Origin of the sequence: Embleya scabrispora DSM 41855, assembly GCF_000372745.1 — a bacterium.
In the GTDB taxonomy this organism is placed as follows: domain Bacteria; phylum Actinomycetota; class Actinomycetes; order Streptomycetales; family Streptomycetaceae; genus Embleya; species Embleya scabrispora.
Map to the genome: position 1 here is coordinate 231,899 of NZ_KB889719.1, position 22,845 is coordinate 254,743.

Annotated in this window: 19 protein-coding genes; 9 read left to right on the forward strand and 10 right to left on the reverse strand. The window is 70.6% G+C overall.

What is annotated here, in order from left to right:
• Positions 1-82 precede the first annotated feature (82 nt).
• The gene (locus A3IC_RS0145290) at positions 83-1,243 is read left to right on the forward strand and encodes an acyl-CoA dehydrogenase (protein ID WP_026219480.1); all 1,161 of its coding nucleotides are present in this window, start codon (positions 83-85) and stop codon (positions 1,241-1,243) included.
• Between the two features lie 467 nt (positions 1,244-1,710).
• Here the strand turns inward: A3IC_RS0145290 and A3IC_RS60305 are convergent, their stop codons facing one another.
• On the reverse strand, positions 1,711-2,760 hold the full coding sequence (locus tag A3IC_RS60305; RefSeq protein ID WP_020556688.1) for a methyltransferase domain-containing protein: 1,050 nt from the start codon (positions 2,758-2,760) through the stop codon (positions 1,711-1,713).
• On the opposite strand from A3IC_RS60305, the gene A3IC_RS63525 reads away from it, so the two are divergent.
• Together A3IC_RS63525 and A3IC_RS66230 are read left to right on the forward strand one after the other, a co-directional pair.
• Positions 2,750-3,577 carry a helix-turn-helix domain-containing protein gene (locus A3IC_RS63525; RefSeq protein WP_079027105.1) on the forward strand — a complete coding sequence of 276 codons (828 nt, stop codon included), beginning with the start codon at positions 2,750-2,752 and terminating at the stop codon, positions 3,575-3,577. The two genes, A3IC_RS60305 and A3IC_RS63525, sit on opposite strands and share 11 nt — an antisense overlap.
• Positions 3,574-3,756, forward strand: a complete 183-nt coding sequence (locus tag A3IC_RS66230; protein WP_205354118.1) for a DUF397 domain-containing protein — start codon at positions 3,574-3,576, stop codon at positions 3,754-3,756. Before A3IC_RS63525 ends, A3IC_RS66230 begins: the two co-directional genes overlap by 4 nt.
• Positions 3,757-3,834: 78 nt before the next feature.
• Here A3IC_RS66230 and A3IC_RS60315 read toward each other — a convergent pair whose 3' ends face one another.
• From A3IC_RS60315 to A3IC_RS0145320, 3 genes are all read right to left on the reverse strand, one after another.
• On the reverse strand, positions 3,835-5,022 hold the full coding sequence (locus A3IC_RS60315; RefSeq protein WP_191864132.1) for a hypothetical protein: 1,188 nt from the start codon (positions 5,020-5,022) through the stop codon (positions 3,835-3,837).
• Between the two features lie 357 nt (positions 5,023-5,379).
• Positions 5,380-6,090 (reverse strand): DUF4232 domain-containing protein, encoded by a 711-nt coding sequence (locus A3IC_RS0145315; protein WP_020556691.1) that lies wholly within the window; start codon positions 6,088-6,090, stop codon positions 5,380-5,382.
• A gap of 645 nt (positions 6,091-6,735) precedes the next feature.
• Positions 6,736-7,776 carry an epoxide hydrolase family protein gene (locus tag A3IC_RS0145320; RefSeq protein ID WP_020556692.1) on the reverse strand — a complete coding sequence of 347 codons (1,041 nt, stop codon included), beginning with the start codon at positions 7,774-7,776 and terminating at the stop codon, positions 6,736-6,738.
• A 37-nt stretch (positions 7,777-7,813) separates the two neighbouring features.
• Between A3IC_RS0145320 and A3IC_RS0145325 the strand changes: the two genes are divergently transcribed.
• Positions 7,814-8,374, forward strand: coding sequence for a TetR/AcrR family transcriptional regulator (locus A3IC_RS0145325; RefSeq protein ID WP_026219481.1), 561 nt, complete (start codon positions 7,814-7,816; stop codon positions 8,372-8,374).
• A 259-nt stretch (positions 8,375-8,633) separates the two neighbouring features.
• Positions 8,634-9,026, forward strand: coding sequence for a DUF6463 family protein (locus tag A3IC_RS0145330; RefSeq protein WP_020556694.1), 393 nt, complete (start codon positions 8,634-8,636; stop codon positions 9,024-9,026).
• Between the two features lie 18 nt (positions 9,027-9,044).
• On the opposite strand, the gene A3IC_RS0145335 is transcribed toward A3IC_RS0145330, so the two are convergent.
• Entirely contained in the window at positions 9,045-9,626 is a 582-nt protein-coding gene (locus tag A3IC_RS0145335) for a TetR/AcrR family transcriptional regulator (RefSeq protein WP_020556695.1), read from the reverse strand.
• Between the two features lie 241 nt (positions 9,627-9,867).
• Here A3IC_RS0145335 and A3IC_RS0145340 point away from each other — a divergent pair, with 241 nt between their 5' ends.
• Entirely contained in the window at positions 9,868-10,332 is a 465-nt protein-coding gene (locus tag A3IC_RS0145340) for a DUF6299 family protein (protein ID WP_020556696.1), read from the forward strand.
• A gap of 92 nt (positions 10,333-10,424) precedes the next feature.
• On the opposite strand, the gene A3IC_RS0145345 is transcribed toward A3IC_RS0145340, so the two are convergent.
• The 4 genes from A3IC_RS0145345 to A3IC_RS0145360 form a co-directional block, all read right to left on the reverse strand.
• Positions 10,425-13,337 carry a hypothetical protein gene (locus A3IC_RS0145345; protein WP_020556697.1) on the reverse strand — a complete coding sequence of 971 codons (2,913 nt, stop codon included), beginning with the start codon at positions 13,335-13,337 and terminating at the stop codon, positions 10,425-10,427.
• A gap of 8 nt (positions 13,338-13,345) precedes the next feature.
• The gene (locus A3IC_RS0145350) at positions 13,346-15,181 is read right to left on the reverse strand and encodes an HSP90 family protein (protein ID WP_020556698.1); all 1,836 of its coding nucleotides are present in this window, start codon (positions 15,179-15,181) and stop codon (positions 13,346-13,348) included.
• A gap of 122 nt (positions 15,182-15,303) precedes the next feature.
• Positions 15,304-16,671, reverse strand: coding sequence for an LCP family protein (locus A3IC_RS0145355; RefSeq protein WP_079027096.1), 1,368 nt, complete (start codon positions 16,669-16,671; stop codon positions 15,304-15,306).
• A gap of 78 nt (positions 16,672-16,749) precedes the next feature.
• Complete coding sequence (locus A3IC_RS0145360) at positions 16,750-18,276, reverse strand: LCP family protein (RefSeq protein WP_020556700.1); 1,527 nt, start codon at positions 18,274-18,276, stop codon at positions 16,750-16,752.
• Between the two features lie 271 nt (positions 18,277-18,547).
• Between A3IC_RS0145360 and A3IC_RS0145365 the strand changes: the two genes are divergently transcribed.
• The 3 genes from A3IC_RS0145365 (at position 18,548) to A3IC_RS0145375 (ending at position 21,992) form a co-directional block, all read left to right on the forward strand.
• A complete protein-coding gene (locus A3IC_RS0145365) occupies positions 18,548-19,621 on the forward strand; it encodes a glycosyltransferase family 2 protein (RefSeq protein WP_020556701.1) in 1,074 nt (357 codons plus the stop codon).
• A 222-nt stretch (positions 19,622-19,843) separates the two neighbouring features.
• Positions 19,844-21,376, forward strand: a complete 1,533-nt coding sequence (locus tag A3IC_RS60320; RefSeq protein ID WP_158696356.1) for a glycosyltransferase — start codon at positions 19,844-19,846, stop codon at positions 21,374-21,376.
• Positions 21,377-21,398: 22 nt separating this feature from the next.
• Positions 21,399-21,992, forward strand: coding sequence for an acyltransferase (locus A3IC_RS0145375; RefSeq protein ID WP_211232338.1), 594 nt, complete (start codon positions 21,399-21,401; stop codon positions 21,990-21,992).
• Between the two features lie 319 nt (positions 21,993-22,311).
• Here A3IC_RS0145375 and A3IC_RS60325 read toward each other — a convergent pair whose 3' ends face one another.
• Entirely contained in the window at positions 22,312-22,812 is a 501-nt protein-coding gene (locus A3IC_RS60325; protein WP_020556704.1) for a GNAT family N-acetyltransferase, read from the reverse strand.
• Positions 22,813-22,845: the final 33 nt, after the last annotated feature.

Sequence of the window (22,845 nt, forward strand, 5' to 3'; positions counted from 1 at the left end):
GCCAGTGTTGTTTACTGAGCGGTAATAAAACACTGCATACTCAGCTGCTGCACACTCTTCTTCTGTTGAGAGGTAGGCACCCGTGGCCGGACGAAAAGACTTCGACTTCTTCCGCGTTTCCGAGGAGCACGACATGCTCCGCGAGTCGGTCCGCGCCCTCGCGGAGGCGAAGATCGCCCCGTTCGCCGCCGAGGTCGACGAGCAGTCCCGATTCCCGCAGGAGGCGCTGGACGCGCTCAGCGCCAACGACCTCCATGCGGTGCACATACCGGAGGAGTACGGCGGCGCCGGCGCCGACGCGCTGGCCACCGTGATCGTGATCGAGGAGGTCGCCCGTGTGTGCGCGTCCTCGTCGCTGATCCCGGCGGTCAACAAGCTCGGCACCATGCCGCTGATGCTGTCCGGCTCCGAGGACCTCAAGCGGCGCTACCTGGGCGCCGTCGCCCGCGGTGACGGGATGTTCTCGTACTGCCTGTCCGAGCCCGAGGCGGGCTCGGACGCCGCCGCGATGAAGACCCGCGCGGTGCGCGACGGCGACTCGTGGGTGCTCAACGGCGTCAAGCGCTGGATCACCAACGCGGGCGTGTCCGAGTTCTACACGGTGATGGCGGTGACCGACCCGGACAAGCGCAGCAAGGGCATATCGGCCTTCGTGGTGGAGAAGTCGGACGAGGGCGTCTCGTTCGGCGCGCCGGAGAAGAAGCTCGGCATCAAGGGTTCGCCGACGCGCGAGGTCTACCTCGACAACGTTCGGATCCCGGCCGACCGGATCGTCGGCGCCGAGGGCACCGGCTTCGCCACCGCGATGAAGACCCTCGACCACACGCGCGTGACGATCGCGGCGCAGGCGCTGGGCATCGCGCAGGGGGCGCTCGACTACGCGAAGGGCTACGTGCGGGAGCGCAAGCAGTTCGGCAAGCCGATCGCGGACTTCCAGGGCATCCAGTTCATGCTCGCGGACATGGCGATGAAGCTGGAGGCGGCCCGGCAGTTGACCTACGCGGCGGCGGCCAAGTCCGAGCGCGGCGACGCGGACCTGACCTTCCACGGCGCGGCGGCCAAGTGCTTCGCGTCCGACGCGGCGATGGAGATCACGGTCGACGCGGTCCAGCTGTTGGGCGGCTACGGCTACACCCGTGACTATCCGCTGGAGCGGATGATGCGGGACGCGAAGATCACCCAGATCTACGAGGGCACGAACCAGGTCCAGCGCATCGTGATGGCAAGGAACCTGCCGAAGTAGAGCGGGCCCGCTCAAGCGCCGACGGTGGCCGGCTCTGATGTCACCGACAGTCCCTCCGGCCGGATGCTTCGGTCGGAGGGACTGCGCGGTTTGCGGTCGTGGCCCGTGGGCGTACGGCGGTCAGTCGTGGGCCAAGCCGGATTCCACTCGGTCGGCCGGGTTCGGCAGGCGGGATCGCCAGTCGAACGAGGGGCCCTGCGGTGCGGATGGCCGCGTGGAGGGGTCGTCGTGCGGGAAGTCGACCCAGGGTCCTGCGGATTCCGCCGGCCGTGGGATCGATGCGGTCAACCGCCGGGCTGCCGAGCCGAGTTTGAGCAGTGCGGCGGACAGCGGGTTGCGGGGGCGTGCTCGGTATCGCATTGCCGCCCTTCGGGATCGGTGGTCTCGCGGGTGGGTGGGCATCGCCTGGAATCGAGCGCCCGCCCACCCGTCGAGTGGTGAAGACTTCGTACGTCGCCGGCTCGGGGCTACCCGGACATCGGTCCGCAGGCCATTCGGCCGTGCGGGCCGTCGTGCCAGGCCCACTGGCCGTCCGGCGTCACGGTGATTCCGTGCTGTTCGCGAGGAGGTTCGCCGCGGCCCCGCCACGCCGTGTAGGCGCTTTCGATCTCGTCCCACAGGTCGCGTGGGCCGCCTTCGGTCACCCGGAACGAATCGGCGCCGGGTACGTGGTCGACGGATGCCCACGACCGGCCGTCGACGTACCAGGTGGTGGACTCGCCGGCCGATGGGCCGGATCCGAAGAACACCCGCTGCTCGATGTCGGGCACGGCCAAGCCGATGGCGAAGTCAGGGTGTTCCTCGCGGAGTCGGCGCGGGTCCGTGGTGGTGTGGCGGAGTCGACCCTTGTCCGGGTCGGTGATCACGTCACCGACGAACCGGCGTCCGTCGAACGCCCGGCGTTGCGAACGGGCGTACATGAAGGCGGCGTTGCCGACGAATCGGCCCGAGGCCGTGCCGTCGTGGTCGACGACCAGGCGCAGTAGGCCGGAGTTGTTGTAGGCCGTTCCCCAGGGCGTGAGGATGACTGCGCCGGGAACCGACTGTTCGACCCACGCGTAGGGGACGTGCCGCACCGCCATGGTGGACAGGACGAGATCGTACGGCGCGCCGGGTTCGTATCCTTCGAGCCCGTCGCCGATGACCGTGGTCGGGACGGGGTAGCTGCGACCGGTCAGCGCCTTGCGAGCGGCGATTGCCACCGAGGTGTCCACCTCGACCGAGGTCACGATGCCCCCGGTCAGGGCGGTGGCCAGCAGTGCGGTGGTCCACCCGGTGCCGGTGCCGAGTTCGAGGACGTCGTGATCCCGGCGCGCGTCGAGTTGTTCGAGCATGTACCGGACCAGGGAGGGCATCGACGCCGACGAGGTGGGAATCAGGTCGCCGCCCTCGTCGCCATCGTCCATCTGCGTGACGAGTGGGATGTCGGCACGGACGGCCCGTGTCCAGCCTTCGGGGTCGGTGCGGCGGTCGATCCGCTCGCCCCCGACCCACACGATGTCGGGGATGTTGCGCAATCCCGCGCATGTAGGCGCTGAGCTGCGACGACTCCGCCGGGAGGCGGGTCTGCCCATGGCGCGGGTGGCAGAGCGAGCGGGATGGGCCGAGGGCACACAGTCCCGACTTGAGACCGGGGTGACGCCGATCAAGCCGGGCCAAGTGGCTGTACTGGCCGACATTTTGCGGCTGAGTCCCGTTACCCGGATGCGCCTGGATCGGGCCCTGGGCGTGGAACGCCCGGCGGATCCATGGTGGGTGAAGTACGGGGAAGTACTGAGCCGGAACTACGAAGAATTGATCCTCATCGAGGCGCAGGCAACTTCGATGGATGTTGCGTCGACCATCATCCCTGGTCCGATGCAAGCTCAGGGCTATGCGCGGGCAACGCTCTTGCAGTCGCCGTTCGTGCCCGATCCTGACGACGCGGAAATGCTCCTGGAGGTTCGACTGCAACGGGCGGAGATCATCACCGAGCGCGGTGTTCCAGTTTCTGCCACTCTGCCTGAGGCCGTACTCTCCGCCGGCTTCTGCGGACGGATAGCCTTGCAAGAGCAGTTGCAATACCTGCTCGACTTGAGTCGCCTAGAGAACGTGTGTCTCAGAATCCTGCCATCCGACGCCGAGGTTCATCCGTTTCTCGGTGCGGTGACAGTGCTCGACCTGCCGGCTCTCGATGCGCCCGTTGCGTATGCCGAGTGGGAGAGCGGATCGGCGATGATCAGGGACGTGCGGACTGTTCGTCGGCACCGGAGGAACCTGGACTACCAGCGCGCGGCGGCGCTTTCGGAAGATCAGTCGCAGCGCTTGATGCAGAGCAGATTGGAAGCGCTTTGACCACCATTGACACGTACGCATGGCGTAAGGCCAGTCATTCATCGGGTAGCGAGTCGTGCGTTGAGGTAGCCCCCCTCCCGGCGTCCACAGGCATACGTGACACCAAGGACCGGGAGCGCGGTCACCTGGAGATCGGCCCAGCCGCATGGGATGAACTGCTGCGCGCCATCCGGGACTAGGACCTGTACGAAGTGCCGGCGGCCACCGCGTCGGGTCGGGTGCGCGGTCGGCCCACCGGGCCACGCACCCGATCGGGACTACCGGCCACTTTGCGGGCGGCGCCAGGGCACGGTCGGGAACACCCGGTCGACGTCGGAGCGATCGGCTCCCTCGACCGCGATGTCGCCGGCCACCGACAGGTCGAGATGAGCGAAGTATGGAGCCAGTTCCGCCAGTGCGGCCAGCGGCTCGCCGTCGACCTCGTAGCGTGAGATGTCCAGTCCCCTGATCCGCAGGGATTCGAGCTGGGGCAGGATTGACGACTTCTTCAGCGCGGCCAGCACGCCATGGTCCCCTGCGTCGAACCGCGCCCGGCCCAGGTCCAGATTCCTCAGGCGCGGATAACCGGCGGCCTCCAACCCGTCGAGCTGCTCGATCGGGCATTCGGCGCCGTGGACGTCCGGCAGGATTTCCAGCTCCAAACTCACCAGACCCGGCAGCGTGACGAAATCCGGCTCCGAGCCGGGCAACACCGAGCCGTCGGATATGACGGCGCCCCGAAGCCGCAGATCGGTGAGCGCATCCACGCCCACCCAGTGGAACAGCAGCGCGCCCTCGATGGTCAATGACCGCAGCGACGGGAGCGACTGCCACACGGCAGCGGTCGCTGCGCCGACGAATCCCTCGTCGTAGTGGTCCATCGGGTCGATCCAGCCGCCGGTCGAGGTCGGGCCCGACTCGTACAGGTGCTGGAAGTCGTAGCCGAAGTACATGCTGATGAGCCGGTCACGCCGCCGGCCGGCCAGTGATACGGCCGCGCTCCGCGCGGAGTGGTGGTAGTCCGTGAGGTGCAGCCGCAGTCCCCGCAGTCGACCGGCGGCCGGATGCGACAACAGGGCGTCGATCAGCACACCTTCCCACTGCTCGGGGGTGACGCCGTCGACGTCCGCGGCGGGCAGGCGTTCCGCCAGGACGCGCTCGACCAGGGCCCGCCGCTGCGGCCGGGTGAGCGGAGCCGCCCGGAAGCGGGCTTTGTCGAGGAAGCCCCGTGACCACGTGAACTGCCACGAGCCGTCCGCACGCAGACCGTCCAGCCCCCACCAGCGCTCCACCGTCCGGTAGGCATCGGCCAGTTCCGCAACGTCCGCCTGCTCCTTCCGATGGCGGTACTCCAAAAGGATCGCCGCGCCGCGGGGGTCACCCTTCTCGACCAGGCTTTGGGCATAGCCACACCAGGCGTCCCAGTCCTCGGAGGTCGGTTCGGCCGTCGTATCAGGGGGAGTCACGCCGCTGTCCTCTTCTGTCGCCGACACGAGCAGCCATGATCGGCTGCTCCACCGACAAGCCGTGGCGGGTCCGAACGGGCGGGCGAACAGTACGTCATCAGCGCGCCGCGGGGCACGTGGGGCAAACAGCGCTCACTGCTGCGTTCCTCAAGGGGTGTACATGAACCGGCGCCCCTTGGAGGGGACTTCCGCCGGAGTATGGGCCAGGGCAGACGGGCCCATGAGGCTCTTTCGGCGCCGGCGGCGTCACCGCGTGTGGGTGTCTGTATCGACCGACCCCTGCACGCCCGAGGGCCCCACCGCATGCGCGGCGGGGCCCGAACCCGAGCTTGTCGTCGGTTTTTCGATGTGTGTGGGTCAGCCGCCCTGGCCGGCGCTGCCGATCGGGCCGACGTTGATCGGGGAGCCGGAGCCGTCCGTGACGGCCAGCGTGGCGGCGCCGGGCCAGCGCAGGGTGACCGACTTGGTCTCTCCGGGCGGGGTCACCTTCAGGCCGGTGATGCGGACGCCGGAGCCGCCGCTGTCGTTGGTCGGGTAGTTGATGCCGAAGGACACCGACTTGTCGCTCTTGAGGGTGAACGCGTCCGCCGGCTGGCCGGTGCGCTTCGCGGACAGCGGTCCCTGGCTGGTCTCCAGGTCGACGCCGGCGAATCCGGACATCGTGCAGTTGTGGCCGATGTTCTTGAACGTGACCGCGACGGTGCCGTTGGCGTCGCCGCCGATGGTGCTGTCCATGGCCGTGATCTTCAGGTCGTCGGTGCGGCACTTGCCGATCGAGCCGTTGTCGCCGGCGCCGGTCCCGGCGGTCGTGGTCTGTCCGCTGCTGCTCTTGCCGGCGGAGTCCTTCCCGGTGGAGTTCCCCCCGCCGCTCTGATTGCCGCCCGTACTCGTGCCCGTGCCCGCGCCGTTGCTCGCCGAGCCGGGCGGGGTGGCCGCGCCGGCGGCCGGGGGAGCGGGTGAAGAGCCCTTCGCGGCGTTGCCCGAGTCCGTGTCCTGGCACGCCGTCATCAGCATGGCGCCGACGAGGGCTGCGGAGACGAGAAGGGCCTTGCGACGGTTGCCGGACATGAAAGATCCCCTGGTAGCCGGTGGTTGAGGCCGAGGCGGTTCGGCTCCTCGGTGCTTGCCTGATCACTATGGAACGGCTGTGCGCCGAGAAGATACGGGCATCGCCGTTCCACGACACCGCTGTCGCAGACCGGTGACATGGTCACGCGAAGGAACGCGGGTCGGCCCGGTGCGCACTGTTCGGCGCCCTGGCAACGACACGTTTGCCCTGGTCACACCCATCGCGGCGGAGCTCGATGGACAGTGTTACAGGAGTCCCGCCGACCCGCGGTGCCCTCGCCGCTCCCATGGTCGGCGCAGCGATACCCAGTCCCCATCACACGTGTCTCCTCCGGACCGCCGCACCCGGACCGACACGCGGGACCGACACCTTGGCGGTTCCCGGCGGTCACGCCCGGTATCGACACGTCACCCCTGCCTTGGCCGTCCATGCCCACGCCCACCTGACAGTGCTCCGCAAGTAACAATTCCCAAAAGGGGTTTCACCGGCGATGACGGACGACTGGCCCGGCCGGGCCTGCCCGAGATCCGCCGACCGATCGCCCGCCTCGTCCATCGGCGACCCTCGCCGTTCACGCACGTCCCGTACCGGTCCCACCGGCGACGCCGATCCCGACATCGTGCCCACTTCGGCCACTACATGGTTCAGTCGCCCAGCTCGATCGCGCGGTGTACGTCCTCGGCATAGGCCTCGGGCTGTTCCCAGGCCGCGAAATGACCGCCGGCACCGTGCTCCACGTAGGCGCAAACGTTCAGGAACGCCTCGGCGTAGCTTCGAGGCTCCGGCTTGATGTCGCGCGGGAACACGGAGAGCACGGTCGGCGTGTCGATCCGGCCGGGGAGGGCGACCGGTTCGACATAGGTGGTGAAAGAGGTGCCGATCGTGCCGGTGACCCAGTAGGCGGTGACCCAGGTGAGGAGCTCGTCCGGGGTGAAGGCCGACTCGTCGGACCAGGACTCCAGTTTCTCGACGATCCATGCCGCGAGGCCGGCGGGTGAGTCGCCGAGGGCGACGGCGAGCGTGTTCGGCCGCGTCGACTGCTCCGCGATGTACCCGCCCTCGGCCCGGAACCACTGCGCCGCCCGGCCGAGGTAGGCCGCCGCGTCGGGCGCGAGCTTCGCCGGGTCCGCCGTGAGCGCACGCTGCGGGGCGACGTTCGTGAGGTGCAGGGCGGCCACCCGGCCCGGGTGTTCGGCCGCGAGGAGTTCCGCGACGGTGCCACCCACGTCGCCCCCGGACACCGTGTACCGCGAGTAGCCGAGCTCCTCCAGAGCAGCCGCCACGATGCCGGCGATCCGGTTGGCCGACATACCGGAAACGGTGAGCGGGGCCGCGAACGGGAAGCCCGGCAGCGCGGGTACCACCACGTGCGTGTCCGCGAGCAAAGGCAGGACGCGCTCGAACCGCAACACCGAGTCCGGCCAGCCGTGCAGCAGTACGACAACCGGGGCGCCGGGATCCGCGGACCGCTGGTGGATCACCCGCAGGTCGGTGTCGCCTGCCCGTACGGTCACCCAGGGGTACTCGCCGATGCGGCGCTCGTGCACGTCCCAGTCGTACCCGTTCGTCCAGCGTTCGAGCAGTTCGTCGAGGCGCGTGCCGCCGATGCCGCGCGTCCCGTCGGCACTCCACGGGGTCGTGACACGCCGTGTCCGCCGGAGTCGGTCCCGCATCTCGTCGTTCATGTGTATCAGCGTACACATGATGTGTATGCTCGTACACATGACTTTGCGCAATGCGGCCGCGACCAGGCAGCGGATCCTGGAGCACGCACAACGCCAGTTCGCCCAGCGTGGGTACGCGGCGATCACGGTCAAAGGCGTGGCCGACGCGGCCGGTGTGTCTCCGAACCTCATCACGCGTTACTTCGGCGGCAAGGACGGCCTTTTCCTGGCGGCAACCCAGGTGGAGATCCCCGTCTCCGACTCCTTCGACGGCGACCGTTCCACACTGGGTTCGCGGCTGGCGGCAAGCATTGTCCAGCGCTGGTTCGGTACGCCCGGGGAGGATCCGCTGCTCGTGCTGCAACGCGCGTCCGGCGAACGCCGGGAGGCGGCGGAGGCGCTGGCCGCCTTCCTCGATACGAACTCGCTGGAACCGCTGCACCGTTACCTGCGCGCCGGCGGCCTGGACGACGCGGACGCCCGCAGTCGAGCCGAAGCGATCGACGCCTTCGTGCTCGGCGTCTCGACCCGCCGCCGGGTCCTGCGTTCCGAACTCGGCGACCCCGCCGATCTCCAGGCCTGGCTGGGCGCCACCATCCAACGCCTCGCCGACGGGTGACGGCAGGAAGTCCCAAAACTCGGCTTCCAGTCGGCACCTGCGGTCCGGTCATCACATCCGCCCGAACCATGGCGATCGCGCCACTGTCGTGGTGACCGAGAAGACGAGCGCCACCCGGCCCCCGCGCGTCGACTCGGTCGGCCGCGCCCGGTCGGTGCGTGTCTTCGACCCTCTGGCTTGCGAGTTCGATCCAGACAGTAGTGTATGGACGAATCCATGCAGCACTGTATGGACGACGATTCGAGCGAGGTGATGCGGCATGTTGCCGGACACGGGCATCAACCCACGGACAATGGCGGCCGCGCGCTGGTGCGGTCGGCTGCTCATCGGCATCGGCCTGCTGCATCTGGCGTATGGGCTCGTGACCTACTGGTCGGACGCCACCGCCATTGCCGGCGGCGGTTTCGGTGGGGCGAGTGGCGACGTCGAGCACGAGCGCTTCTTCTGGTTCATGCTCGGTGGCCCGGCGATGCTCCTGGCCGGTGCCTGGGCCCGCCATGAATTCCTCCGCGCCGGACGGCTTCCGCGCATCCTCGCGTGGTACATCGCGCTGCTGGCGGCCACGGTCGTCTTCCTGCCGGACAGCGGCTTCTGGTTGTTCTGGCCGGTGGCCGCGATGGCCTTCGTAGCCTCGCCCGGGTCGCGGACATGAGGCCGCGACGGGCCCGGGTCAGTCCGCCGCGTCGATACCCAGAACCGTGGCGAGATGGGTCAGCGTGACAGCCGCCTCGGCGTCGTCGTCGGCCAGTTCGGTGACCACGCCGGCTGCGGTGCGGCGCAGCTGGAGCCAGCCGGTGTACGCGGCGTAGGCGACAACCGCCTGCCGTCGCGCGGCGGTTGGGTCGTACCCCTTGGCCCGATAGACCTCGGAGACGAACTCCACGCGCCGCGCGGTCACCCGGTGCAGCACCGGGCCGACCAGCGGGTGGTCGGTGTCCGCGGCCAGCGCGGGCTCCAGGCGCGAATAGCTGTCCGGACTCAGCGCCCGGGTGAAGAGCAGGCGCAATCGTTCACCGGGATCCGGGACTTCGCGCAGCTCGGCGATGACCATGGTGGTGGCGCTCTCCTCCCAGCTTTCCAATGCCGCGGTCAGCAACGCGTCACGGTCCTTGAAGTACCAGTAGAAGCTGCCGCGCGAGATGCCCAACCGCTTGGCCAGCACGTCCACGCGCACCGCCGCCACGCCCCCGTCGACGAGCGCCCCGACGGCAGCGTCGACCCACTCCGCCCGCGTCACCTGCGTCTTCGCCACATACGTACACTACTGTATGGAAAGGTACGTTTACCGCCGTCAGGCCGCGCGCCCCCGAAGCGGCGGCGCTCGGACGGTCGCGCGGAGGGTCGACGCGCCGCCTCGCGTGCGGCCGCCACCGCCGCCCACCGTCTCGACCCGCGTCGTTCGGTTGCTCCGGTGCCGATGGGCGACAGTGCCGGCGATCCCTCGTTCGTATGTGTGGGCGAAACCTTTCGGGTTCGGGATCGTTGGCGACGGCATGATGATCACTGTCGGCCGTACGGCCATGGCCCTGTCCGCCGGATTCGCCGGTCTCGTGCTCGCGTTCGCGCCCGTTGCCGCGCAGGCGCATACGCCGCCGCGCGGGGATGTGCGCGCCGGGGGTGACCAGGTCTCGCTCGATTGGACCGTGTGGGTGGCGGCCGACGGTGCGTTCACCCTCTCGGGTACGTACCGGTGCTCCGCCGTCCACGCCGGAGCCGTGTTGGTCGGTGGCAGCGTCAGCCAGGCCGGCCATCACGCCGTGATCGGTGGCAGCGTGGCCACCTGCGACGGCCGGACGCACACCTGGCGCAACACCGCGCCGCCGCACATCGGCTTCGTCCCCGGGGCCGCGAGCGGCGATGCCACCCTGCTCGAACTCCGGCACGACGACAACCTGATCCCCGCGCTGCCGCACCTCCTGGCCCACGACGCGCACGACGTGGTGATCCGGCGGCCCTGACCCCGCACTCGGCGCGTCCCGCCGCCCGGAGCCGCGTCACTCCGGGCGGCGGGACCGGTCGATGCTCGGCCCCGCCAGGCGAGCGCGGTCGCTCAGTTCTTCGCCAATTCGTTCCGCAGTTCCCTGAGGTCATCGACGGACTGGAAACCGGCCGTCCGACACACCGTGAGCGCCTCGCTCAACCGGTTCACCGCCGCCTGCCGCTGATCCAGGCCGAACGCCTCTATTCGGGCCGCCAGTTGCACCGCGTCCAGATACCCGTCGCCATCCTTTGGCAACAGCGGCACATACGCCGCCGCGGCCCGGTCGGCCGCGGTCAGCGCGGGATGCAGCCGGTCGGCGCGCGCCAGGAGGTGAGCGAGCTGGTGATGCGTACCGGCCGTCTCGACCGCGATCATCGCGGCCACATCGTCGTCGGCGCCCGAACCCGAACCCGAACCCGAGCCCGAACCCGCCGCGCCGTTACCCGAGTCCACCGCCGAGCCCGATCCGGCCCCGGCCCCCGCCCCGGGATCGGCCTGCGTCAACTCCCGCAGCGCCTCCCCGAACAGCGCCAGTGCCCGATCCACCCCGGACGGGTCGTCCCGGTCCGTGTTGCCGGCGATGTTCCACGCCTTCGCGCGCAGTGCGCGGACCGTCTCGCGTACGTCGCCTTCGGCGCGCAGGAGTTCGATCGCGCGGCCGAATGCGGCCTGCGCCTGGGGGGCCATGCCCGCGTCGTCCAGCGCGTGTGCCGCCGCAACCGCGATCTCCGCCTGGGTCGCCCGGTCGGCGACCTTCGTCGCGGCCTCGGCGGCCATCGACAGGTGCCTGGCCGCGTCCCGGGCATCGCCCAGCCGGCGCAGGCACATGCCCAGCGCCCAACGTTCGTGCATCGCGTGCTCGGGGCCGTGGTGCGCCTCGATCTCCGGCAGCAACTCCTCCAGGATCGCCGCGGCCTCCGCGTCCCGGCCCAGGCCGAACAGCATGCCCACGGCACCCCTGCGGCAGGCCGCCGCCATCTCCGCGTCGCCCTCGTCGTCGAAGACGTGCGCGGCCTCCAGCGCGAACGGCAGCGCGTCCTCGGGCCGGTCCTGCGCGCCGAGGGTGTTGGCCAGCATGGTCAGCGCGTGGCCGACCGGGAACTGCGGCTCGGCGAAGAACGCCGCCGTCTCCAGCGCACCGCGCATGTCCGCCTCGGCCGCCGCCGGGTCGCCCGCCTGCATCCGTACCTGGCTGCGCAGGAACAGCGGTCGGCAGGCGAGCCAGGGCCGTTCCGCCTCCCGGCAGAGCGTGATGGCGGCGCTGAGATCCGCCTCGGCATCCGTCGTACGGTCCTCCTGCAGCGCCTGCTCGGCGCGCAGGTGCAGCGCCGCCGCCTGACGGTGTCCCAGCCCGTGGTCCCGGCCCAGGTCGTGCAGTTCGGTGAGGATGTCGTCCATGTCGTCCGCCCCGGTCGTCAGGGCCACGATCGCGCGGTGGTGCAACACCAGCGCCAGCGGCGCGGCGTCGTCCGGCAGGAACTCCTCGGCCTTGGCCCGAGTCGCGTCGAACAGTCCGACCGGGTCGGCCTCCTCGGCCCGGAACCGGGCCATCGCGGTGCGCACCTCGGCGCCCACCGCCCGCCCCGGCGCGTCCGCCGCCAGATAGCCGGCCGCGGCCCGGATCAGCGCCGCGATGCCGGCCGCGAACTCGCCCTCGTCGACCAGGTCGACGCCCTCCGCCTCGGTGATCGCGGCGAGCGCGAAGGCGTCCACGTCCTGTCCCGAATCGCGCACCGCCGCTGCGTAGTCGCGCCACGCGTCATCCGACCGAGGATGTCCCCGCTCGTCCAACGCACGTGCGTAGGACAGCAGTTCCGAAACGTCGCGAGCGGCCGAAGCCGTCGCGGTCGGCGGCGGCACCGGCTCCGGCGCGGCCACCCGTGCCGATCGCAGGCCCAGCGGCAGCGACTTCGCCACCGGAGCCGCCGCCAACCGACGTCGCACCCGGGCGCTCACCGCGTCGTTCTCGTTGCGCACATCGAAGCGCGCGGCGATCTCGAACAGTTCGCGCTCGACAGTGTCGCGCAGCGCGCCGGCCGAGGTGTCCTCGAAGACCACCAACTCGGGCCCGCCGATCTCGACCAGCCGGCGCAGCAGCACCCCCACGCCGGCGAGGAAGTCGCAGTGGTCGGACGGGTCGCTCTGCGGGCGTTCCAGCCAGGCGCGGTGCTCGGCGAGGATTTCGATCCCGCGGCCCTCGTTGCCGGTCAGCGCACAGAACTCGACGTGCTCGGCGACCGCCGCGTAGGTGCTCACCTTGCCGCGCACGGACCGGTAGCCGCGCAGGTGGTGCGCCCGCGCCCGATCCGGGTCGCCCTCGCGCACGAGCGGCAACATCGACGCGGCCAGCGAGACCTGCGGCTCCTCGGCGCAGGTCAACGCGCCGTCCAGGGTGGGCGCGAGCAGTTCCAGCGCGTCCGCGTCCCGGCCCTGGGCGATCAACCAGCGGGCCTGCTCGCGCCGTTCGCACGCGTCGCAGTCGGCGAGCCGATCGCGATCGGCCGCCAGCCACGCGTCGAACGCCTCGGCGCTCTCCGCGTCGGCGCCGATGTGTCGGGCCAGATAGAACCGACTCTGATGAACCGGTCGCAGGCTGTGTCCGGCGGTGCGATAGCGGCGTTCCATGTCGGCGAGGTAGCCGCGGATCGCGGGCAGCGCCACCTCGGGCACCGCGAGCAGCGAACTGGTGATCCACTTGAGATCCCAGAACAGGTGGTGGGTCAACTGCTCGTCGAAGCCCTCCGGGTGCTCGTCCCACAGCTTGAGCAGACGGGACAGCGGAACCGGCGTACGCGGCGACTCGCCGCCGTAGTTGTAGGCGGTGATCAGCCGCAGCAGTGCCCACGCGAGGTTCTCGTCGCTGCCCATCCGCTCAGCGACCACCACCAGCTCCTCGGCGCGGGCGGTGCGCGCCTTTCCGTACGGCAGTTCCTCGTTCGCGTCCAGGGCAGCGAAGAACCCGGCGTCGTCACGGATGTCCATCAAGGTTCCTATTCGGCGGGGTTCGGCTGGTGGACGGCCCGCTCCAGGAGGCCGAGGAAGGATCGGCCGAGCAGGCCGGTCTCGGCCGACGTGAGCGGGCGATGGCTGAGCAACAGAGCCTGGCCGTACAGTCCTTCGACCGCGGCCCGGGCCAGTTCGAGATCGTCGAGGCCGGCGATCCGGCGGACCAGCGGGTTGAGGTGGTTGAGCACGAGCTGCGCGCGCGGGCCCTGGCCACGCAGCGAGCCCAGGATTCCCGACCACAGGTCGTCGCCGCGGCCGGCCGCGTCCTGCTCGGCCTCGGCCCGACCACGCTCGCCGCGCGCGTCCCGCCCGTCGAGCAGCAGCACGGGCACGGTGACCGGCTGGAAGGTGCGCAGCGACACGTCGCAGGAGAGCGGCTCCAGCGCGGCCCGCGCGTGCGCGAGGAAGCTTGCCGCGGCCAGTTCGGCGCTCGGGTCGACCGAGTCCAGGTGCGCGGTGACGGTGTCCGGGTCGAGTTCGGTGACGGTGGTGCCCGGGCGGATCTCGGCCAGCCGGTGTACCAGGTCCAAGTCGTACGTGTAGCCGCCGTTGACCACGCCCAGCCCGGCCGCCGCCGCGATCGGCGCGACCTGCCGGTACTCCTCCACGGTCGGCGTCACATGTACGACCGGATGCCGGCGGGCGAACTCGTCGAGCGCGATCCGTCCGTCGGTGGTCTCGAACGGCAGCCACGGCAACACCAGTCGCAACAACTCGTCGTCATGCCGGGCGAGTGCCTTCACACCCAGGTGATGCACACTCAGGAAGCGGGCCAGCCGCTGCTGGTCGTGCGCGGCCAATTCGGCCAGCCAGTCCCGGATGTGCCCGCCGAGCGCGTCCCGCACCCCGGCGAGCGATTCGTCGTCGTACAGGCTCTCTCGCGACGCGGTGGGTCGCAGTGTGTCGGTGTCCACGACGCAGCGCACGAAGAACGCCCAGTCGGGCAGCAGTCCATCGGCGTTCTCGGTGAGCAACATGCCCTTGAGGTGCACCCGGTGCTTGCCGCGCATCGCCGGGCTGACCGCCTCCGGCAGCACGAACGCCGCGCCGCGCACCCCCGCGAGCGGCACGTCCAGGTCGATCACGTCCAGCGGGGTGAAGCCCAGTCGGCTCTCGCAGTACGCGGCGAGCGCGGCCCGGCGGCGCTCCGGTGTCGGGTACGGGCGATCCCAGGCCGCGGGCGTGTCGGTGATCGGTGTGTGCTCGCCGCCGGCCACGACGGTGACCGGGTACGGCAGCAACGCGCCGAAGTCACGGGCGAGTTCGATCACCCGGTCGGCGGCGAACCACGACTCGCTGCCCCGACGCGGCGTCAGGAACACCGTGGTACCCGGCTCTTCGCGCTCCTCGCGGGCCAGGGCGCGCACCGTGTAGCGACCGTCCGCGCCGGCCTTCCACTCCACCGGCGGCGCGTCCGCCGCCTGGGCCGAGCGGGTGACCACGGTGATCTCGTCGGCGACCACGAAGCACGCGAGCAGGCCGATGCCGAACTGGCCGATGTAGTCGCGTCGGGCGCTCTCCAGCTCGTCCCGCTTGGAACTGCGCCCGATGGTGGCCAGGAAGCGGTGCACGTCGGCCTCGGTCAGTCCGATGCCGGTGTCGGTGACCCGAAGGCCGCCGTCCTCCACCGTGATGGTGATCGCCGCGGGGGCCTGTGCGTCCGGGGCCCGCCGCGCGGTGACCGCGTCGACGCCGTTCTGCAGCAGCTCGCGCAGGTATACCCGGGGGCTGGAGTAGAGGTGGTGCGACAACAGGTCGACCAGACCGCGCAGATCGACCTGGAAGGTGTGGTCTGCGGCGGTTATCGCGGAGTCGTTCATGCGGACTTCGTCACCTCGGGGCAGGATCGCCGGCCGACATCCCGGCCGAGTGCCGATGGTACGAAACGACGGGGACAGGCGGCGAATCACGTGTGCGGCCGCCGGTCCCCGCCGATCCGGGCTCAGCGCTTGGGCGCGTCCACGGTCCGCCCGTCGCGCAGCGCCTGGAACAGCGCCTTCGCGCCCTTGTCGTCCCACAGCACGGTGGAGCCGACGTCCTTGACTTCGTATCCGGCGTTCTTGATCGGCACCGTGGTGGTGACACCGTCACCGCCGGACAGGCTGCCCATGTCCTTGAACAGGCCGTACAGGTCGAACAGCCCGGTGTCGTCGTCCACGGTCACCGCGCCGAGCGAGGCGTCGGCCACCGGGAACGCACTGAACGGATTGAGCAGTACGCCGGCCGACTTGGCCTTCTTCGCCAACGCGCTGAGGAACTGCTGCTGATTCTCCATCCGGGCCAGGTCCGAGCGCTGGTCGTAGTAGCGGGACCGCACGAAGGCGAGCGCCTGCGCCCCGTCCAGCGTCTGGCAGCCGGCTTCCAGGTCCGCGCCGGACTTCTTGTCCTTGATCGGACCCTTGAGGCAGATGTCCACGCCGTCCATCGCGTTGACGATGTTGTTGAACCCGCCGAACCCGATCTCCGCGTAGTGGTCGAGCCGAATGCCCGTGGCCATCTCCACGGTTCGGGCGAGCAGCGGCGCGCCGCCCTTCTCGAAGGCCGCGTTCAGCTTGTTCTTCTGCGCCTTGACCGTCTTGCCGTTCTTGCTGAACGCCGGGATGTCCACGTACGAGTCGCGCGGCAGGCTGATCAGCGTGGTGCCGCCCTTGCCCTTGTGCAGCAGCATCATCGAGTCGGTGCGCTTGCCCGGGGCCTTGCCGGTGTGCAGCTTCTCGCGATCGGTGGCGTCCAGGCCCTCGCGGCTGTCCGAGCCGACGATCAGCCACGTGGTGCCCTCGGACGCGGCCGGTCGGCCCTTGTAGTTGTCCAGGACGTCCTCGTGTTGGATCTTCGAGTCGGCCCAGAAGTAGGTCACGGTGCAAAAGACCACCACGAGCGCGACGAAGACGCCGAGCCCGATCAGGATGCGCTTCTTCCAGTTGACCGGGCCGCGCGGACGCCGCGGCGGGCCGCCGGGGCCACCCGGGCCGTCGGGAGCACCGGGCCCCTCGGGCGCGCTGGGCCCGCCCTGCTGCGTGCCCGCCGGGGCGGGCGGCGCGCCGTGCGCGTCGGCGATCGGCGGCTGCGGCGGATAGGCGTCCGAACCGGGCGCCCGCTGTACGGGCGGCACGCCGGCCTGCGGTGAGTGCACCGCGGGCGCGGGCGGATACCCACCCGGCTGCTGCGGTGGGTACGCGTTCGGCGCCTGTGGCGGATGCCCGCCGGGTGCCTGCTGCGGGTAGCCGCCGGGGCGGCTCGGAATCGTTCCCGGAGGGGGCTGCTGCGGCTGTTGGTCGCCATCCGCCCACCCCGGCGGCCAATTGTTCATGACATCGAAGCTTTCACTCGATCAGCCCCGAGGCAACCGAATGCCACCTTCATCGACCATCTGTTCCACAGTTGATGCTCACTTCTTACACGAGACCTCGTCACCGGATTTGGCAGAGTATGCCGGATTCGGTGTCACGGCGACGGACGGCTGCTCGGCGGGCGCGCCACCGACTCGCACGGGGGACACCCCCGCGTACGACGAACCCGCGGTCACCTCGATCGTGCGACCCAGCCCGGTGACCGGCTCCGAGGTCGCGCCCGGCAGCGCGGCCTGCACCGTCTTGACCGAGCGGTCCCACCTGGGGTCGTACCGGATGATCGTGCGCACGCCGTCGGTCGAGGCCGAGGTACGCGGCGGGCCGGCCATCTCGAAGCCGAGGCCCTTGAGGTCCTCGTGCGCGCGCGTGCCCGAGGCTGTGGCGGACGCGCCGTTGTACACCTGCACCGAGATCTCGCTGGGCGCCACCTCCACCGACACCGGGGAGGGCGCGGGGGCGCCGGTCGGGCCCGGGGTGTCGGCCTTCTTCTCCGGCGACGGCGCGATCAGGTCCTTGTCCTCGCGGATCGCCTGGAACAGGGCCGCCGCCTTGGTGTTGTCCCACAACACCGTCGAGCCCCACTCCGGGACCTGGTGGTCGATGCTCTTGAGCGGTACCTGAGCGTAGGTGACGCCGGAGTTGGAGAGGTTCCTGAGCTTGCCGCCCAACTCCAGGAAGGACTGCGGGCTCATGCCCTGGTCCACCTTTATCGAGCCGAGTACCGCGTCCAGCACGTTCTTGAGCTTGAGCGGATCGGTCAGCGTGCCGGTCGACGTCGCCTTCGCGAGCACCTGCGTCATGAACTTCTGCTGGCGCTGGGTGCGGCCGATGTCACCGCTCGGGTCGCTGGCGATGTACCGGGCGCGGACGAACTGCAGGGCCTTGACCCCGTCCAGCCTGCTGGTGCCGGCGGGCAGGTCGAGGCCGGACTTGGGGTCGCGCAGTGGCTTGGGCGTACACATCTCGATGCCGCCGAGGGTGTCCACGACACTGACGAACGAGACGAAGTTGACCTCGATGTAGTGGTCGATCCGGATCCCGGTCGCCTTCTCCACGGTGGCCACCGTCAGCGGTGGGCCACCGAGTGTGTACGCCGCGTTTATCTTGCCCTTGGACGGGCCGCGCTGCTCGCCGGTGGTCTTGTCCTTGTGCGCGGGGAAGTCCACGTAGCTGTCTCGCGGCAGGCTGGTGATGGTCGCGCGATCCCGCTTGCCGTTGAGGTGCACGATCATCACCGTGTCGGTGCAGTCGCAGGACTCGCCGCCGGCGTGCAGTCTCTCGAGCGTGTCCTTGGAGATGCCGGCACGGTTGTCCGAGCCGACTATGAGGAAGTTGAGGTCTTTGTCGGATCCGGTGTCCGGGCGGTTGTCCAAGCCCTTGAACGCGTCTATCCGCTGGATCTTGCCGTCGAAGTGCTTGACCCAGGCCCAGCCTATGCCGCTGGTCGCCAGGATGGCCGCCGCGAGTACACCGGTGATCAACAGGAGCCAATTGCGGCCGGCGGCGCGCTCGTTCCGGTTGCCGTTCGCGGTTCTCGCCGAGGGCCGTCCGCCAGTCGTCGCCATGGGTGCGGTGTCCCTCCTCGCGGACCGATGTCGTGCCGCCGTTCGCCGCGCACCCTCCCGGCGCGCCGTGCGGATGTCCATCCGTACCCGCGTACACCCGAAGGACGCCCGTGTGGCCGATCACGGTTGCAGTGCTGCGCGTCGAACCACCGTAAAGCGGGAGCGGGGGGGAACGGCCGCGGCACGCCGACGACTCCACGCGCGCGCCCGCTCGGGCAGGCTGTTCGGTCGATGTCGGCCGACGGGCCCGTTCGCAGTACGCTCCAAGGCGATGAATCCCACTGCCGACGAGCCCGCCACCCTCGAACCTCCGGTTCGCCGAGCGGAGCCGCTTCCCGAAAAACCACCCGTCTCCGTGATCATGCCGGTGCTCAACGAGTCCCGACACCTCGAAGAGGCCGTCGGTCGTGTGCTCGCGCAGGACTACCCCGGCGAGATCGAAGTGGTGATCGCGCTCGGACCGTCCACGGACGACACCGACGAGATCGCCGCCCGGCTGGTCGCGAACGATCCCCGGGTACGCACCGTTCCCAATCCCACCGGCCGCACCCCCAGCGCGCTCAACGCGGCGATCCGCGCATCGCGGCACCCCGTGATCGTGCGCGTGGACGGCCACGGCATCCTGCCCGCCCGATACATCTCCACCGCCGTCCGGCTGCTCGCGGAGACCGGTGCGGCCAACGTCGGCGGGCTGATGCACGCCGAGGGCACCACCCCCTACGAGGAGGCCGTCGCCCGCGCGATGACCTCCAAGCTGGGCGTCGGCAACGCGCGCTTCCACACCGGCGGCGGCGCGGGGCCCTCCGACACCGTCTACCTCGGCGTGTTCCGGCGCGAGGTGTTGGAGGAGCTGGGCGGCTACAACGAGGAGTTCGAGCGAGCCCAGGACTGGGAGCTGAACTACCGGATCCGTGAGGCCGGTTACCTGATCTGGTTCTCGCCCGAGCTGGAGGTCTCCTACCGCCCGCGGCCGACCACGAAGGCGCTGGCCAAGCAGTACTTCAACTACGGCCGGTGGCGCCGGGTCGTCTCCCGACACCACCAGGGCTCGGTGAACCTGCGCTACCTGGCCCCGCCGGCCGCGCTCGCGGCGGTGGCCGCCGGCACGGTGGTGGGCCTGTCCGGGCGCAAGGTGGGCTGGCTGGTGCCCGGCGGGTACGCGGCGGGCATCCTGGCCGGCGCCGCGTGGGAGGGGCGCGACCTGAGCCCGGGCGCGCTGGTCCGGCTCCCGGGTGTGCTCGCCACGATGCACGGATCCTGGGGCGCGGGCTTTTTGACCAGCCCCAAGAGCCTGGCCGATCGGGTCGAGGCGGGGACCGCGCAGGCCGAGGAAGAGCCCGGGTAGTCCGCTCCGGGAAGTGTCGTGTCGGCCCGAGTCGCCAGTGTGTGCGACTCGGGCCGACGCGCGTCCGAAGGCGGTATTCGCCGCCCGCTCGGCCCGACGCGCCGTCTTCCCGGTCGGAAACCGGGTCCTTTCGGTAAAGCCAAGTAACGTGGCCGCCCTGGTCACCGCTCGTCCCCGGTGACAGTCTGTGAACAGTCGGCACGGCCTTGGGAGACGACGGCGATGAGCGACAGGGACTCGGCTGTGGCCGCGGAAGTGGCGATTCCGGACGCCCGGCAGGCCGCGGAGGATCGCGGCTTCACCCCGCCCGAGCGGCTGCGGCGGCTCGTCGTCACCCACACGGAGGTGGGCGGGGACTACCCGAACGATCCGGTCGAGGGTGCCTACGTGCTTCGGGTCGCGCCCGCCGAGACGGTCGCGGTGACCACCTCGGTCGAGGTGACCGAGACCGGCGTGGTGCGCTCCCTGCGGGTGCCGGTCGACCCGGTGCGCACCGCCCGATTGGCCGCCGCGCGGGCCGCGGTCGAGGCACTCGACGGTAGCGGGGTGCTCAAGGGGCTGCGGCGGATCATGGCCCAGCGCGATCTGGAGGCGGTCCGGCGCACCCATCGCGCGGAGGCCGAGCGGGACGCCGAGGCGTGGGCGCGGCGCTGCGAGCAGGCCTACGAGCCGTATGTGCGCGCGTTCGCGGCCGACGCGGAGCCGGTGCCCGCGTCCGCGCCGGTGCTGGGGATCGGGCCGACCAATACCGGCGGACAGGGGCACGCGTGGGCCCGCGCCGTCGAGCGCCATCTGCCGGGGGTGCGCGCCGAGGCGTCCGCGCTCAGCTCGGCGAACACCCTCGGTCACCCCAGCGACCAGGCGATCGCCACCGACGACTGGCTGTCCACCCGCTGGCAGTTGGGTCGGCTGGCCCAGGTGCTGGACCGCTACACCCACGTGCTGGCGGAGGGCGGGATGCCCGCGTTCGGCCGACTGGGCGGTTCGTGGGTGGACACCGACGTGGCCGAACTGCGGGCGGCCGGGATCGCGCTCGGGCTGGTGCTGTACGGCTCGGAGGCACGCGATCCGGCGGCGCACCGGGCCCGGGTGGAGTTCTCGCCGTTCGACCCGCGCTACGAGCTGACCCACGCGTTGCAGGGCAAGGTGGACCGGCTGCTGCCGATCCTGCGGGGCCTGGACGTGCCGACCTTCGTGGCCACGCCCGACCTGCTCGCGGACGTGCCGGACGCGGTGTGGTTGCCGGCCGCGCTCGACCCTTCGGTATGGCGGACCCAAAAGCCGGTACTGGCCCGCGAACGCCCGGTCGTGGTGCACGTGATGACCAGTCCGTTCCTGCGCGGCACCGCGCGGATCGAACCGACCCTGCGCCGGTTGCACGAGATCGGCCTGATCGAGTACCGCCGCATCCTGAGCCGACCGGTTGCCGAACTCCCGGCGCTGTTCGCCGATGCCGACATCGTGCTCGACCAGTTCGCGTGTGGCACCTACGGCATGACGTCGTGTCAGGCGCTGGCGGCGGGTCGGCTGACGATCTGTTACCTGCACGAGTCGGCGACCGAGCACCTGCCGGCCGACCTGCCGATCCGCGGCGCCGATCCGAACTCGCTGGCCGAGGTCCTGGAGGAGGTGATCGCCGAACCGGAGGCGGCCCGGGAGATGGCCGCGCGCGGCCCGGCGTACGTCGCCGAGCACCACGACGGTCGCCGCTCGGCCCGCGTCCTGGCCGATTTCCTGGGCGTGGCGGCCGAGTGAGCACTAGCGTTCGGGGGTGGCTATCGACCCGAGCGCGGATGTGGACGAGTCGGCGATCATCGGCGAGGGCACCCGGGTGTGGCACCTCGCCCAGATCCGGGAGGATGCGGTCCTCGGCGCGAACTGCGTGATCGGCCGCGGCGCCTACATCGGTCCCGCGGTCCGGATCGGCGCCAACGTCAAGGTGCAAAACCACGCCCTGGTCTATGAACCGGCCGTCCTGGAGGACGGCGTCTTCATCGGCCCGGCCGTCGTGCTGACCAACGACATGTATCCGCGCGCGGTCACTCCCGACGGCCTGCTCAAGGGCGAACAGGACTGGCGCGCCCAGGGCGTGACGGTCCGTCAGGGAGCGGCGGTGGGCGCCCGCAGCGTGATCGTCGCGGGCGTCACGATCGGCCGCTGGGCGCTGATCGCAGCCGGCGCCGTGGTCCACCGCGACGTTCCCGACCACGCCCTGATGGCCGGCGTCCCGGCCCGCCGCATCAAGTGGGTCGGCCGCGCGGGCGTCCCCCTGACCCCGGCAGGCGACACCCGATGGCACTGCCCGGAAACCGGCGAGCTCTACACGGAACACGACGGCCGACTGACCCTGACGCCCCCGTCGCACGAGTAGCCGTCGCGAGATCTCGCCCACGCCGGCCGGCCGCTCTCCTCGACCACCGCGCCGAAGACCGCCGGAGACGGCTCGCCGAATGGACTCGCTCACCCCGCGTGGTCCGGTCACGGGTGTGCCGGGCGGCTGGTGGTGTCGGGCCGGTGGGGTCGGCGGGGCGGGTGCCGTGCCGATCGCGATGCGCGGGCCGCGGTCGGACCTCGTACATCCGCTTGACCTTCGCGCATCCGTATGACCTTCGCATCCGCATGACCTTCGCGGTGCGTGAGCGCGGGTGCCGGGTAATCGGAGCATGTTCGCGTTCGTCGCCATCGCCGGGTCAGTCGACGGGGAGGGTGGCCTCGATGGTGTCGCCGTTGGGGTCGGGGGCGGGGCGGTGGTGGAGCTCGGCGCCGGCGGTGGTGAGGAGGCGTTGGGCGGCGGTGTTCGCGTCGGTGGTGCTTGCCACGATGCGGCTTGCGCCCTGGGCTTTGGCCTCGGCGCGCAGGAGGGCGACGACGGCGCGGCCGACGCCTTGGCCGCGGTGGGAGCGGCCGATCCACAGACCGGCTTCCAGGGCGTCGTCGGGGCCTTCCGGGACGGGCTGGAGCCGGGCCGCGCCGACCACGCGGTCGGCGACCAGGATCGCGTAGGTGGTGGGGGTGGCGGCCCATTCGTGATGGAAGGCCAGGAAGGCGGCTCGACGGTCGGCGGTCCAGCCGGGTGGGCCGGGTACGGCCGGCATCACCTCCGCCGGGTCGGCGTCGGCCACCGCGGCGTCCAGGAGGGCGGCCTGCGAGTCTTCGTCCAAGCGGCGCAGTCGCACCCGTGCGTTGTCCACCCCCGGAGCCTGTCCGCCCCGGCGACCGCCGTC